General features: G+C 71.5%; 12 protein-coding genes and 2 pseudogenes. 5 read left to right on the forward strand and 9 right to left on the reverse strand.

The window, feature by feature from the left end; genetic code table 11:
- Positions 1-38 precede the first annotated feature (38 nt).
- Positions 39-893: an alpha/beta hydrolase family protein gene (locus ACIA8L_RS20195; RefSeq protein ID WP_395906579.1), complete on the forward strand. Its 855-nt coding sequence runs from the start codon at positions 39-41 to the stop codon at positions 891-893.
- On the opposite strand, the gene ACIA8L_RS20200 is transcribed toward ACIA8L_RS20195, so the two are convergent.
- From ACIA8L_RS20200 to pcaH, 4 genes are read right to left on the reverse strand one after another with little or no spacing between them, the layout of a single operon-like run.
- Positions 864-1,502: a 3-oxoacid CoA-transferase subunit B gene (locus tag ACIA8L_RS20200; RefSeq protein ID WP_395906581.1), complete on the reverse strand. Its 639-nt coding sequence runs from the start codon at positions 1,500-1,502 to the stop codon at positions 864-866. The genes ACIA8L_RS20195 and ACIA8L_RS20200 overlap by 30 nt on opposite strands.
- Positions 1,499-2,155, reverse strand: coding sequence for a 3-oxoacid CoA-transferase subunit A (locus ACIA8L_RS20205; RefSeq protein WP_395906583.1), 657 nt, complete (start codon positions 2,153-2,155; stop codon positions 1,499-1,501). The genes ACIA8L_RS20200 and ACIA8L_RS20205 overlap by 4 nt, the downstream gene beginning before the upstream one ends.
- Positions 2,152-2,655, reverse strand: a complete 504-nt coding sequence (gene pcaG, locus ACIA8L_RS20210) for a protocatechuate 3,4-dioxygenase subunit alpha (protein ID WP_395906585.1) — start codon at positions 2,653-2,655, stop codon at positions 2,152-2,154. The genes ACIA8L_RS20205 and pcaG overlap by 4 nt, the downstream gene beginning before the upstream one ends.
- Positions 2,652-3,398, reverse strand: coding sequence for a protocatechuate 3,4-dioxygenase subunit beta (gene pcaH / locus ACIA8L_RS20215; RefSeq protein WP_395906587.1), 747 nt, complete (start codon positions 3,396-3,398; stop codon positions 2,652-2,654). Before pcaH ends, pcaG begins: the two co-directional genes overlap by 4 nt.
- Positions 3,399-3,501: 103 nt before the next feature.
- Here pcaH and ACIA8L_RS20220 point away from each other — a divergent pair, with 103 nt between their 5' ends.
- A complete protein-coding gene (locus tag ACIA8L_RS20220; protein WP_395906589.1) occupies positions 3,502-4,662 on the forward strand; it encodes a 4-hydroxybenzoate 3-monooxygenase in 1,161 nt (386 codons plus the stop codon).
- On the opposite strand, the gene ACIA8L_RS20225 is transcribed toward ACIA8L_RS20220, so the two are convergent.
- The 3 genes and pseudogenes from ACIA8L_RS20225 to ACIA8L_RS20235 form a co-directional block, all read right to left on the reverse strand.
- Complete coding sequence (locus ACIA8L_RS20225; RefSeq protein WP_395908073.1) at positions 4,641-5,999, reverse strand: hypothetical protein; 1,359 nt, start codon at positions 5,997-5,999, stop codon at positions 4,641-4,643. The two genes, ACIA8L_RS20220 and ACIA8L_RS20225, sit on opposite strands and share 22 nt — an antisense overlap.
- Positions 6,000-6,600: 601 nt before the next feature.
- A pseudogene (locus ACIA8L_RS20230) lies at positions 6,601-7,305 on the reverse strand (SIR2 family protein); the annotation flags it as partial.
- 401 nt (positions 7,306-7,706) lie between these two features.
- Positions 7,707-8,645 (reverse strand): LysR family transcriptional regulator, encoded by a 939-nt coding sequence (locus ACIA8L_RS20235; protein WP_395906591.1) that lies wholly within the window; start codon positions 8,643-8,645, stop codon positions 7,707-7,709.
- Positions 8,646-8,717: 72 nt separating this feature from the next.
- Between ACIA8L_RS20235 and ACIA8L_RS20240 the strand changes: the two genes are divergently transcribed.
- A complete protein-coding gene (locus ACIA8L_RS20240; protein WP_395906593.1) occupies positions 8,718-9,596 on the forward strand; it encodes a DMT family transporter in 879 nt (292 codons plus the stop codon).
- On the opposite strand, the gene ACIA8L_RS20245 is transcribed toward ACIA8L_RS20240, so the two are convergent.
- Positions 9,563-10,060, reverse strand: coding sequence for a CGNR zinc finger domain-containing protein (locus ACIA8L_RS20245; protein ID WP_395906595.1), 498 nt, complete (start codon positions 10,058-10,060; stop codon positions 9,563-9,565). The two genes, ACIA8L_RS20240 and ACIA8L_RS20245, sit on opposite strands and share 34 nt — an antisense overlap.
- An 88-nt stretch (positions 10,061-10,148) precedes the next feature.
- Between ACIA8L_RS20245 and ACIA8L_RS20250 the strand changes: the two are divergent.
- Positions 10,149-11,123, forward strand: a pseudogene (locus ACIA8L_RS20250) (EamA family transporter); the annotation flags it as partial.
- A gap of 187 nt (positions 11,124-11,310) precedes the next feature.
- On the opposite strand, the gene ACIA8L_RS20255 reads toward ACIA8L_RS20250, so the two are convergent.
- Positions 11,311-12,177, reverse strand: coding sequence for a dioxygenase (locus tag ACIA8L_RS20255; RefSeq protein WP_395906597.1), 867 nt, complete (start codon positions 12,175-12,177; stop codon positions 11,311-11,313).
- A 127-nt stretch (positions 12,178-12,304) separates the two neighbouring features.
- On the opposite strand from ACIA8L_RS20255, the gene ACIA8L_RS20260 reads away from it, so the two are divergent.
- Positions 12,305-13,174 (forward strand): dienelactone hydrolase family protein, encoded by an 870-nt coding sequence (locus ACIA8L_RS20260; protein WP_395906599.1) that lies wholly within the window; start codon positions 12,305-12,307, stop codon positions 13,172-13,174.
- The last annotated feature ends 260 nt before the right edge of the window (positions 13,175-13,434 follow it).

Here is a 13,434-nt window from a genome sequence, read left to right on the forward strand (position 1 = left end):
CGGTTCCGCATAGTCCAGCGTACGTGAAGAGAGGCGTCATGCCGACACCCGTCATCACCGTCCACCCGATCACCCTGCCCGCGCCCGGCCGCGGCACCGACTTCACGGTCCGCGTGAGCGCGCCCACCACCGGCGACGACCGGCCGGTCATCGTGCTCTCGCACGGCTTCGGCCAGTCCGCGATCGGCTACGAGCCCCTGGCCGGCTACTGGGCCGCGCACGGCCTCGTCGTCGTGCAGCCCACCCACCTCGACTCCCGGACCCTCGGGCTCGCGCCGGACGACCCGCGCACGCCGGACATCTGGCGGATCCGCATCGCCGACCTCAAGCTGGCCATCGACCACCTCGACACCCTGGCCGCGGCCGTCCCCGGGCTGACCGGCCGGGTCGACACCGGCTCGATCGCCGTGGCCGGGCACTCCTGGGGCGCGCAGACGGCGAGCACGCTGCTCGGCGCGCGCACCCCGGACGGCGAGGACTTCAGCGACCCGCGGGTGAGCCGGGGCGTGCTGCTGGCCATCACCGGGACGGGCGGGGCCGACCTGTCACCGTTCGCGGCCGAGCACTTCCCGTTCATGAGCCCGGACTTCGGCGACATGAAGGCGCCCGCGCTCATCGTGGCCGGCGACAACGACCGGTCGCAGCTGTCGGTGCGCGGCCCGGACTGGTTCACCGACGCCTACCACCGCAGCCCCGGCCCCAAGTCCCTGCTCACCCTGTTCGGCGCCGAACACTCCCTGGGCGGCGTCGCCGGCTACGAATCGGCCGAGACCACCGACGAGCATCCGGGCCGGGTCGCGCTCATCCAGCGGCTCACGACCGCCTACCTGCACGGCTCCGCGGACCTCGCGGCCGACGCCGACCTAGGCACCCTCGAGGAGCGGCACGGCTAGGCGGGACCGCAGCTCGTCGACGGTGGTGCCGAACGTCTCGGCCACCCGCACGCCGCCGGCGCTCAGGTGGAACACCGCGTGCTCGGTGTAGACGCGGCTCACGCAGGCCAGGCCGGTCAGCGGATAGGTGCAGGCCGGGACCAGCTTCGGGGTGCCGTCGCGGGCGAACAGGGTCATCATGACGAACACCTGCTTCGCCCCGATCGCCAGGTCCATCGCCCCGCCGACGGCCGGGATCGCGCCCGGCTCGCCGGTGTGCCAGTTGGCGAGGTCGCCGTTCGCGGCCACCTGGAACGCGCCGAGCACGCACACGTCGAGGTGGCCGCCGCGCATCATCGCGAACGAGTCGGCGTGATGGAAATAGGCGGCCCCCGGCAGCTCGGTGACCGGCTGCTTGCCGGCGTTGATCAGATCCGGGTCCTCGTCGGCCGGGTCGGCCGGGGCCGGGCCCATGCCGAGCATGCCGTTCTCGGTGTGCAGCACGATCCCGCGCTCCGGGGCCAGGTGTGCCGCCACGGTGGTGGGCTGGCCGATGCCGAGGTTCACGTAGGCGCCGTCGGGGATGTCCCGGGCCACCAGCCGGGCCATCTCGTCCTTGGAGAGGCTCATACCGGCACCAGCCGGTCGACGTAGATGCCGGGGGTGACGACCGTCTCGGGGTCGAGCTCGCCGGGCTCGACGATGTGCCGCACCTCGGCGATCGTCAGCCCGGCGGCGGCCGCCATGACGGGTCCGAAGTTGCGGGCCGTCTTGCGGTAGACCAGGTTGCCCATGCGGTCCCCCGTGTGCGCGCGGATCAGGGCGACGTCGCCGCGGATCGGAAACTCCAGGACGTAGGTGCGCCCGTCGATGACCCGGGTCTCCTTGCCCTCGGCGAGCGGCGTGCCGACCCCGGTCGGGCAGTAGAACGCGCCGATGCCCGCGCCCGCCGCGCGCATGCGTTCGGCGAGGGTGCCCTGCGGTACCACCTCGAGCTCGATCTTCCCGGCCCGGTAGAGCCCGTCGAACACCCAGGAGTCGGCCTGCCGCGGGAACGAGCAGATCACCTTGCGGACCCGGCCGGCGGCGAGCAGTGCGGCGAGGCCGGTGTCACCGTTGCCGGCGTTGTTGGACACGACGGTCAGCTCACCGGCGCCGTGGGCGATCAGGGCGTCGATCAGCACGACCGGCATCCCGGCCATCCCGAACCCGCCCACGAGCACCGTGTCGCCGTCACGTATGGGCTCGACCGCCGCACTGGCAGTACCCACGAAGGCAGTCACGGTCTTTGCTCTTGAAACGTCAGGAACACCGTCTCATTGTCCCCCTGCAGCCGGATGTCGAACCGGAACCCGCGCCCCTCCGCGACCGCGCGCAGCGACTCCGGCAACCCCGGCGGCAACGGCGCGCCGGGCAGGTAGGCCCGGGTGAACAGCCGGTCGGTGAGCCCGCGGGCGAAGACGACGAGCGCGAAGAACGGTGCCGCCCCACCGGGCACGAGGGTGCTGAACGTGTATCGCCCGGTCGCGTCCGTGCCGGCCCGCCCCCAGCCGGTGAACGTCCAGCCGTCCCGGCGCAGCGACCCGGTCTCGCGGACGACCTCCCCGTCCGGGCCGGCCTGCCACAGCTCGACGAGCGCGTCCGGCACCGCAGCGCCTTCCCCGTCAAGGACAAACCCTCGCAGGTGTACTGCCTGTGGGTGCCCGGCCGGCACGAGCTCACTGTCGCCGGGGAAGGTCAGTCCGAGGTGGAAGAAGGGACCGACGGTCTGCCCGGGCGTCACGCGCCCTCCTCCGCGGCGGACTCGAACGGGGTGCGGTGCGCGCCGGTGAGCACGATGTCCCAGCGATAGCCGAGGCTCCACTCCGGCACGTTCAGATCGTGGTCGTAGGTGGACACGAGCCGGTCCCGGGCCCCCTGATCGGTGATCGACTGCAGGATCGGGTCGCGGGCGAACATGGGGTCGCCGGGGAAGTACATCTGCGTGACCAGCCGCTGCGTGAACTCCGTGCCGAACACCGAGAAGTGGATGTGCGCGGGCCGCCACGCGTTGACATGATTGCGCCAGGGGTATGGCCCCGGCTTCACCGTGACGAACCGGTAGCTCCCGTCGGCGCCGGTGATGCAGCGGCCCTGGCCGGTGAAGTTCGGGTCGTGCGGGGCCGGGTGCCGATCGCGCTGGTGGCGGTAGCGCCCGGCCGCGTTGGCCTGCCAGACCTCGACGAGCTGGTGCGCGACCGGGCGGCCGGCGCCGTCGAGGACCCGCCCGGTCACCACGATCCGCTCCCCCAGCGGCTCCCCCGCGTGCTGGATCGTCAGGTCGCTCTCGTCCGCGGCCACGTCCCGCGGCCCGAACGCCGGCGCCCACAGCTCCACACCCTCCGGGTCGACGGCCAGCGGCGGGCGCTTCGGATGCCGGAGGCGGGTGCTGCGGTACGGCGGATAGTCCAGCTGCGGCTGGCGATGGGCATGTTTGGAACGTGCCGCGGCGATCTCGGCGTCGATGTCGGCCTGCGTCGTGCTCACTGAGGCACCGTAAGCACAAGGCCCCCGTCCGCGCGACGGCTCTCTTCCGCTGGACGGAACGCGGGGGTTGTCGCCGTTGCCGCCGCGGGGTTGGCTGGCGGGCATGCGAACCGAGGTCGCCATCGTCGGCGCCGGCCCGGCCGGCATGCTCCTGGCCCACCTGCTGGCCCGGGCCGGGATCGACACGGTGGTGGTGGAGACGCGCTCGCAGGAGTACGTGGCCTCCCGGACCCGGGCCGGCATCCTGGAGCAGTCGAGCGTCGACGTCCTCACCGCGGCCGGCCTCGGCGATCGCCTGCGGGCCGAGGGCCACGAACATCGCGGGGTGTACCTCCAGTGGCCGGGCGAGCGCCACCACCTGGACTTCGTGGACCTCATCGGCCGCAGTGTGTGGGTGTACGGTCAGACGGAGGTGCAGAAGGACCTCGTCCAGGCCCACCGCGGCCCGGTCCTCTACGAGGTGCGCGACGCCGCACTGCACGACGTGGCGACCGCGCACCCGCACATCACGTTCACCGACCGCGACGGCCGCGCCCAGCGCCTCGACGCGACGGTCATCGCCGGCTGCGACGGCTCCTTCGGCCCCTCCCGCTCCGCCGTACCCACGTCCGCCCGCCAGGTCTACGAACGCACCTACCCATACTCCTGGCTCGGCATCCTGGCCGACGTGCCACCGTCGACCGACGAGCTCATCTACGCCTGGCACCCGGACGGATTCGCCCTGCACTCGATGCGCTCCCCCGAGGTGTCCCGGCTGTACCTCCAGGTCCCCAACGGCACCGACCCCGCCGACTGGCCCGACGAGCGCATCTGGTCCGAACTGGCCAACCGCCTGGGCCACGGCCAACACGACTGGACCCTGACCCCGGGCCCGATCACGGAAAAATCGGTCCTGCCGATGCGCAGCTTCGTCCAGACCCCGATGCGCCACGGCAACCTGTTCCTGGCCGGCGACGCCGCCCACATCGTCCCCCCGACCGGCGCCAAGGGCCTCAACCTGGCCATAGCCGACGTCTCCCGCCTGGCGAACGCGCTGACCGCCCAACTCCGCGACAACAACCCCCGACTGGCCGACCGCTACTCGGACGAGGCCCTGACCCGAGTCTGGCGCTGCACCCACTTCTCCTGGTGGATGACAACAATGCTGCACACCGCAACCGACCCGTTCGAAGCCCAACTCCAACTCTCCCAGCTCCGCTGGGTCACCTCGAGCACCGCCGGCGCCACCGGCCTGGCCGAGAACTACGCCGGCCTGCCCCTGTAACCCAGCCGCAACGCCTCGTCCCGGATGACGACGAAAATTGCCGGGCCCACACCTGCCTCGATCGCCGCGATGACTCGTTCCAGGTCCCAGATCGGCCGTGTGGTTGCCTTCAGGACGTGGGCGAGAAGCCGGGCGAACAGCGCCGGCTGCCGCACGAGGCGCTCATCGCTCCAGCCGTCGAACATGCGGCGTTCGTTGAAGCCAGCCGGATGTCTCGTCGCCAGGTTGACACCCGCTTCGAGCGAGGCCGTGAGAAGCGGAACCCAGCTCACGAGCGCGGACGCTTCGCCCTTGGTCAGCGCGGTGGGCACGCCGTCGAGGCGTCGCTCCCAATACCGCCGCATCCACCGCTGCCACTGCTGCTCGACGGCGTCCGGTTCGAGGCGCGCGAGATTGTCGGCCACTTCGTCGATCCACGCGACCCGCTGCTCATCGTCGGCTCGGGCCGTGAACACGTCCACCCAGGTGAGCGGATCACGCGAGCTGTAGACGACGATGGCCGCGAGGTGCGCCAGCAGCACTCGGCCGAGGTTGGCCGGGAACCGACCGGCGTGAACGACCGTGTCCAGGTAGGCATCGCGGAGTCCCGCCTCGAACAGGTCGTCGGTGATGCGGCCGATCGCGAGGTACCCCGTCCAGGCCCGCACCGCCTGCTCCTGGTCACCGGTCCAGCGCATGAGCGGCAACAGGAACCGCTCGCACCACGAGCGGTCGGCGGCGAAGAAGAATGAGAGTCGGCTGGTGAGGACGGTCTGCGCCAGCCAGGTCGGCTGTTCAACGCCGCTCAGCACGGTCTCGAGCGGTTGCCGAACCTCGGGCGGAAGACCGTCCCAGGCGTCCCCGGCGGCGGTCCAGTCCGCATGCACCGCCCGGATCCAGAAGTCGGCGATATGCCCGGCCGGCCGGTTGATGGCCAGTGCGAACCAGTCGGTGCCGCCGGACGGTGGATCGCCTGGTCCGAGCACATCCCACAGGACCGTCGCCAGTTGGCGAGCCTCGGGCATGAGGTGCCACTTCGTTGCGCTCGCCGACTCGGCGAAACCGCCGATCAGCAGCTCGGCGACGCTGTCGGCCAGCAATGGCAGGTCCATGGCTCCGATGCGCCGCAGCACAGCGACAGCCGTCGCCTGGTCCAGTGATACGGCCGACCAGCCGTTGATGACGGCGGCGATGATGTCGGCGGAGAGGGTGTCGGTGAGTTCGAGGACGGCGAGTCCGTCGGCGGGGTGTTCGTGGACGGTGGCGGTCAGGACACGGAGCGCGTCTTCCCAGCCGGGGCCGTCGAACGGCCGCTTCACATTCTCGTATCGCCGCAGTCGGGCGATCGCGGCCGCCACATCGGCCGTGATGCGTTCGTGCAGTTCGGTGGGGGTCATGGGCGGCTGCTCGGCGACCGATCCGAACTCGACCGGAGACATCAGTGTGCTGCTCGCCCGCGTGCTCGTTCAAAATCGCCAGCCACGGGCCGAGCCAGGCGGGACGCAGCCCGGAGCGACGATGCAGGCACTGCCCGATCGCGTCGCACAGCACCGGGGCCGGCCGACCACCGGCAGCGTGGAGAACAGCCAGAGCCTCGGTCGTTCTGGCCTCGTCCATGACGAAACGCTCGACGAACCAGTCGGCGAGATGCACCGTGCAACGATCGTATGCGGCATCGGGTCTGAACATGGCCTGGAACGAAGGGCGCTCCGCGGCCCACGCCAGCCACTGCGATGTCTCGGCGTGCTCGCAGAAGAACCGCGCTCGGTCCGGGTCGTCGAGGACATCGTCGAGGTACGAGATCTCCTCGGGCACCAGCGACGGCGGTGCGCTCACCAGCCGGGCAATGCGCTGGCGGTGGTCATACAGGCCCATCGACGCGAGCTCGGCCCACCCGGTGAGCGCCTCGTCGAGCGCGGCGTGCGAAGAACCGGCGACTTGGTATTTGATCGGGGTGACGCCGTATGTCTTCCAGACGGCGAGGTCCGCCTGGTCCGTGAATGCGTATCTGCGGGGCCTCGCGGCACCGATACCCCGGGCAATCAGCCGCATGACGCTGTCGTTGTGGCTGTACCCGATGAAGAGGACGGTGTACTTGGCGAACATTCGCTCGACGAACCTGGCCGCCCAGGCATCGGTGAGGTAGGCCCGGCCGAGATCGCCCTCGGTCGCGATGAGGTGCCGGGGCTCCTGCGTCAGATCACCGTGCAGATAGACGATCCCGTCGAAGTCGTCGCCCAGCGGCACCGCCGGGCCGCGGTAGTCGACGAACGCGATCCCACGGTCGGTCAACGCCTTGGACAGGTGCAGGTCGTAGTTCGTCGTCACGATGCGCACGCGCGAGCCCGCCGCCGCGAGCTGCGCGATCGCCCGGTGCAGCTTGTTCGGCGCCGACGTGGGATCATTGATGATCGTTTTGATGCGGTGATGCACATCGTGGCCCCGGTCCTCGAACTGCCCGAGGACGACGTCAGGGTGCTGCCGCATCTCGTCAGAGTCGAACGTCTGATACGTCTCGTCCGCGATGCGCTCCGCAAGCTTCACGAACGTCGGCAGACTCGCCGGCGCAGCAACCGACGCGCCGGCACCGACGAAGATCACCAGGTTGCCGTCCCGAAGGGCGTTGACCAGAACGGGCGGAATATCCACGTCACGAATCCACATCACCGGCCAGGCTATGCGAGCGGCTCCGCCCCGGAAGGCGCCGCCACATCGACACGCCGAGGCTGGACCGGCCAACCCTGCGGTTCATCCACATCGGCCCCCCTGACGCCGAATTCGCCTGGTCGGTCACGGGGTGCGGCACCGGCGGCGGGTGCGGGGGCTGCGGTCAGGGATCGTGCGTCACTGGAGAGGACGTCGCCGATTGTGCGGAACGCGGTGCGTGAGGATCTCGAGGACCACGGCGCGATCGGGGCGCTCGCGCGGACCTGCTGCGACGACCGTGGTGGTGCCCCCCGGTCAGCAGGCCGGCCGGATCGTCGCCGGGCTTCGCGGCCGGGCTTCGCCGCCGCAGCTCTTTCGCCGTCCCCGGTGGGGAGCCGGTCTGCTCCGGTGCCGGGTGGTCAGCGGTCGTCGGGTGGTGGGGCTGGGGCGGCGGCGCGGGCCTCGTGGGTCACGGCTTTGAGGAAGGCGGTCAGGGCCGGTGGTGGTGGGGTGGCGCGGGTGACGGTGACGAGGCGGCGGTGGAGGCCAGGGGCGGCGAGGGCGCGTACGGCGATGGCGGGGTCGTCGGGTGGGAGGGCCAGGGGTGGCATGAGGGCGACGGCGGCGCCGGCTCGGACGAGTTCGAGTTGGATGTCGGAGTCGTTGGAGCGGTGGCGGAGGTCGGGTTCGTAGCCGCCGAGGGCTCGGCAGGTGCCGACGACCATGGCGTGGTGGCCGGTGCCCTCGGCGGATGCGGTCCAGACTTCGTCGCGGAGCTGGTCGATGGAGATCGGGCGGGTGGGGGCGGCCAGGGGGTGCGTGACCGGCAGTACCACCCGCAGCGGCTCTTCCAGGAGGACGGTGAAACGCATCCCGGCCGGGCGGGGGCGCGGGTGGCCGTCGTACTCGTCGCCGATGACCAGGTCCACCGCGCCCAGGCGCAGCCCGGGAAGGGCCTCTTCGAGTTCGAGTTCGGAGATTTCGACGCGCACGTGGGGGTGTTCGGCCCGGGTACGGGTCAGGGCCGGGACGAGGATGCGGCGGGCTCCGGACTGCAGGCCGCCGGCGCGTACGGTGCCCCGGATGTCACCGCTGAGGGCGGCCAGGTCGGTCTCGGCCGCGGCGGCCGCCGCCAGCAGGACCGCCGCGTGCCGGGCGAGGAGGCGGCCGGCGTCGTTGAGCCGCACGCCCCGGCCGGCCTTCTCCAGCAGCCGGGTGCCGACCTCCTTCTCGAGCAGGCCGAGCTGCTGGGAGATCGTCGACGGGCTGTAGCCGAGGGCGGCGGCGACGGCGGCCAGGGTGCCGCGCTCCTCGAACTCGCGCAGGAAGCGCAGCCGCCGCAGGTCGAGCGTGACCATGCGGGAATCCTAACGAATCAGGTCCACGAATCGTCGCTTGTCCTGCACACTCCGCTCGTCGATGCTGCTGGCATGGGTCCGCTCCTGGTGCTGGTCTCGGCGACGTGCTTCGGCAGCCTCGCCATCTTCGGCAAGCTCGCCTACGACGCCGGTGTCTCCCCCGACGCGCTGCTGCTGGTGCGGTTCACGCTGGCCGCCGTCATCCTCGGCCTGATCCAGCTCTCGCAGCGGCGGGAACCGGTCCCGGCCAAGGCGAAACTCACGGCGGTCGGGCTGGGCGCGATCGGGTACGTCGCGCAGGCCGGCCTGTTCTTCCTGGCTCTGCAGCGGATGGACGCCTCGCCGCTGTCGCTGATCCTGTACACGTTCCCGGTCATGGTGACGGTCGGGGCGGTGCTGTCGGGCCGCGACCGTCTTACCCGGGTCCGCGCCGCCGCCCTGGCCGCCGCGTCCGCGGGCACGCTCCTGGTCCTGCTCGGCGCGGGCGGGGCGACCTTCGACCCGATCGGGGCCCTGCTCGGCTTCGGCTCGGCCGTCGTGTACACCGGGTACATCCTGGTCTCCGACCGGGTCGTGCACCAGCTGCCGCCCGTGCTGATGACGACGCTGGTGATGACCGGCGCCGCCGGCTCGCTCGGCCTCCTGGCCGCCTTCACCGGCGGCGTGGACCTGTCCTTCCGGCCCGTGGCCTGGCTCTGGCTGGCCTGCATCGCGGTCGCCTCCACCGTCGTGGCCGCGCTGACCTTCTTCGCCGGCCTCAAGCGCACCGGCCCGTCGACGGCCGCGATCCTGTCCACGTTCGAGCCCGTCGTCACCACCGCGTTGGCCGCGCTCACGCTGGGCGAGTCGCTCACCCAGCTCCAGCTGATCGGTGGCGCGTTCGTCCTCGGGTCGGTCGTCCTGCTCCAGCGGCCGGCCTACGCGGCGCCGGAGGCCTTGCGGGCCCGGTAGGCGGCGACGTTCTGCCGGTTGCCGCAGCCCTGCAGGCAGAAGCGGCGGGAACGGTTCTTGGACAGGTCGACGAGCACGTCGTCGCAGTCCGGGGCGGCGCAGATGCGCAGCCGGTCGAGCTCTTTCATGCGGATCACGTCGACCATCGCCATCGCGAACTCGACCATCAGCCGCACGTCGAGCCCGGCGTCCTCGTCGGTCGCGTGCAGGTGGTAGTCCCAGTTGTCGTGGCGCAGCAGCTGCGGGAGGGCCCGCCCCTCGCGGAGCATGGCGTTGACCAGCTCGACCGCCTCGTCCTCGCTCGCCCCCCAGACGGCCCGCAGCCGTGGTCGAAGGGCCCGCACGGCGTCGAGCTCCACGCGGTCGTGGCGTCGTTTGCCGGTGTACCCCTCCCGGTCCACGAACGCGTCGAGCGCCGCGAGGTCGGGCAGCAGTTCACCGTCGTTGATCGCGTCGGTGTTCACGAGAGCCACCGTAGCGTTCAGCGCGGCCTCGGTGTCATGAGCAAAAATCTCCTTGACTCCTTACGCAGCGAAGGCCTACGTTGCTGTCATGAGCATAACGCGGATTGCCCATGACGGACGAGCCCGGGGATTGACGGGTCTCGGGGTCGCCGTCCTGGCGTCGGCCATGTTCGGCACGTCCGGCGTGTTCGCCGACGCGCTGATGGCCACCGGCTGGACGCCGGGTGCCCTGGTCACGGTCCGCATCGCGATCGCCACCGTCGTGCTCACCCCGTTCGCGCTGTTCTCGCTGCGCGGGCGCTTCCGGCTGCTGCTCGACTCGTGGTGGCAGGTGCTGGCGTTCGGCGCGGTCGCGGTCGCCGGCTGCCAGCTGTTCTACTTCAACGCGGTTCAGCGGCTCGATGTGGGCGTCGCGCTGCTGCTGGAGTACGGCGGAATCCTGCTCGTGGTCTTTTGGGTCTGGATCCGGCACGGGCAGCGCCCCCGGCGGCTCACCGTGGCCGGCACCCTGGCCGCGCTGGCCGGCCTCGGGCTGGTGCTGAACCCGGCCGGCGGCGGCGTCGACCCGGCCGGCGTCATGTGGGGCGTCCTGGCCGGCACCGGACTGGCCGTGTACTTCGTCATGGCGGCCCGGGGCGAGGGCGCACTACCGCCGATCGCCCTGGCGTGGTCCGGGATGGCGGTCGGCGCGGCCGGCCTGGCCGTGTTCGACGTGGCCGGCCTGCTGCCGTGGGCGACGAGCACCGCCGACGTGACGCTGCTGAACCGCTCGCTGCCGTGGTACCTCCCGATCGCCGGACTGTCCATTGTGGCCGGCGCACTGGCCTACGCGACGAGCATCGCCGCGTCCCGCCTGCTCGGCGCGAAGGTCGCCTCGTTCACCGGCCTGCTCGAGGTCCTCTTCGCGGTCCTGTTCGCGTGGCTGGCCCTGGCCCAGCGCCCGGGTCCGTGGCAGCTCACCGGCGGCCTCATCGTGCTGGCCGGCATCGCCCTGGTCCGAGCCGACGAGTCCCCGTCCGCCCCGCCCGTCGCCACGCCGGACTCCCCACCGGCCGCCGCCACCGTGGCCAGCTCGACACTGACCGCCGCCGGCGTCGCCATCTCCCCGCCAGCTGCCGCCAGCGTGCCCACCTTCACGCCAACCGCCGCCGGCGTGGCCGGCTCAGCACCGACCGCCGCCGGTGTGCCCGCCTCCCCGCCGACCGCTGCCGCCGGCGCACCCTCGCCGTAAGCCGCTCTCCGCCCGCCCGTCAGCCGCCCCCGTCCCGCCGCACAACGATCTGGAAGTCGACCTCGCGGAACGGGTTCGGCAGCCCATATCGCTCGGCCCGCCCAGGATCATCGACCGCCGCGAACGCGCGAACCAGGCTGTCCTTGACCCCGAACACGGCGTCGGAATCGAGGTATGGCGATCCGTCGACGAACAGATGCGTGGTCAGCGTGCGCACGCCGGGCGCCGACACCTGGATGTGGATGTGCGCCGCCCGATACGGATGCCGGCCGGCCGCCCCGAGCAGCGCCCCCACCGGCCCGTCGGTCGGGATCGGGTAGAACCGCGGCACAACGCTGCGGAACCAGAAACGCCCCTCGGCATCCGCCGTGAACAAACCTCGAAGATTCCGCGACGGTACTGCCCCCGGCCGCTGCACATCGTAGAAGCCCTCGGCATCGGCCTGCCACACGTCGACGGCCGCGCCCGGCACCGGCTCCAGTGCGCTGTCGACGACCCGCCCGGTCACCAGGCAGGGCTCCCCGTCGCCGACGAGGTCGATGGTGTCCCCGAGCGCCCGGGCCGGCGACGCCACCTGATGGAACGGCCCCTCCACCGTCGACTCGGTGCTCCCGCCGACCGCGCGGTTGTTGATGGTCTCGACGAGCATCGACACCCCGAGCACGTCGGACAGCAGGATGAACTCCTGCCGCACGTCGTCGCACTGCTGCCCGGTCGCGGTCAGGAACTTGATCCCGGCCGCCCACTCCTCACCGGTGAGCCCGACGTCCTTGACGAACGCGTGCGCGTGCCGCACCAGCGCCGTCAGAACCTCCCGCAGCCGCGGGTCGGGCGTGCCGGCGAAACTCGCCGCGACGACCTCCGCCGAATGCTCCTCGTCGAACATGGCCGCAGCCTACTCCGACCCCCTGACATATTTCGGCGCTCCGTATCCGGCCGGGATTACCGACCGGTAGCAGCCCTGAGCAGACTGGCACCGGCATTCATTTGCGCCCATGTCGAGGGGACCCGCCATGCCCATGCTCAGACGCCTGTCCGTAGCCGCTCTAGGCCTGATGCTCCTCTTCGCCGGCCAGTCCGCCACCGCGAGCCCGGCGCTGGCCGCCAACCCGTACGAGCGCGGCCCCGCCCCGACGACCGCGAGCATCGAAGCGACCCGCGGCCCGTTCGCCTTCGCACAGACCACCGTCGCCCGCAGCGCGGTGACCGGCTTCGGCGGCGGCACCATCTACTACCCGACGAGCACGGCCGCGGGCACCTGGGGCGGCGTGGCCATCTCGCCCGGCTTCACCGCCAGCCAGTCCAGCGTCTCCTGGCTCGGCCCGCGGCTGGCGTCACAGGGCTTCGTGGTCATCACCATCGACACGCTGTCCACGCTGGACGACCCGGCCAGCCGCGGCCGCCAGCTCCTGGCCGCCCTGGACTACCTGACCGGCACCAGCTCGGTCCGCACCAGGGTCGACGCGACCCGCCTGGGCGTCATGGGCCACTCGATGGGCGGCGGCGGCAGCCTGGCCGCCGCCGCGAGCCGCCCGTCGCTGCGGGCCGCCATCCCGATGACTCCGTGGCACACGACGAAGACCTGGTCGACGGTCCGCGTGCCGACGTTCATCATCGGCGCCGAGAACGACACGACCGCCCCCGTCGCCTCCCACGCCGAGCCGTTCTACACCAGCCTGACGTCCGCCCCCGACAAGGCCTACCTGGAACTCAACAACGCCGGCCACTCGGCTCCCACCTCGGCCAACGTGACGGTGGCGAAGTACAGCATCTCGTGGCTCAAACGCTTCATCGACAACGACACCCGCTACGAGCAGTTCCTCTGCCCCGCCCCCACCGGCTCCGCGATCCAGGAGTTCCGCACGACCTGCCCCAACAGCTAGCCCATCGCCGAGGCGGAGGCCGGCTGACCCCGACGTCCCGCCCGGTCCGCGCGCACATGTCGGTCGCCAGGGTCGCCTGCAGCCCAGCAGGTGACCCCGGTGCGTGCCAACCTCCACGCCGTCAGCCGGTGCCGGCGCCGGTCGGTGTCGGCGAAGGCCAACCGGGCGGGCTGGTGGCGCTGACCCCGTGAAGATCTGCAACATTCCTGCACATCGATGTCGTTGACGATCCGCGAAACCGGGCCGTAGCGTCGGGGAAA

Source organism: Dactylosporangium sp. NPDC051541, from assembly GCF_044454505.1.
GTDB lineage: Bacteria > Actinomycetota > Actinomycetes > Mycobacteriales > Micromonosporaceae > Dactylosporangium.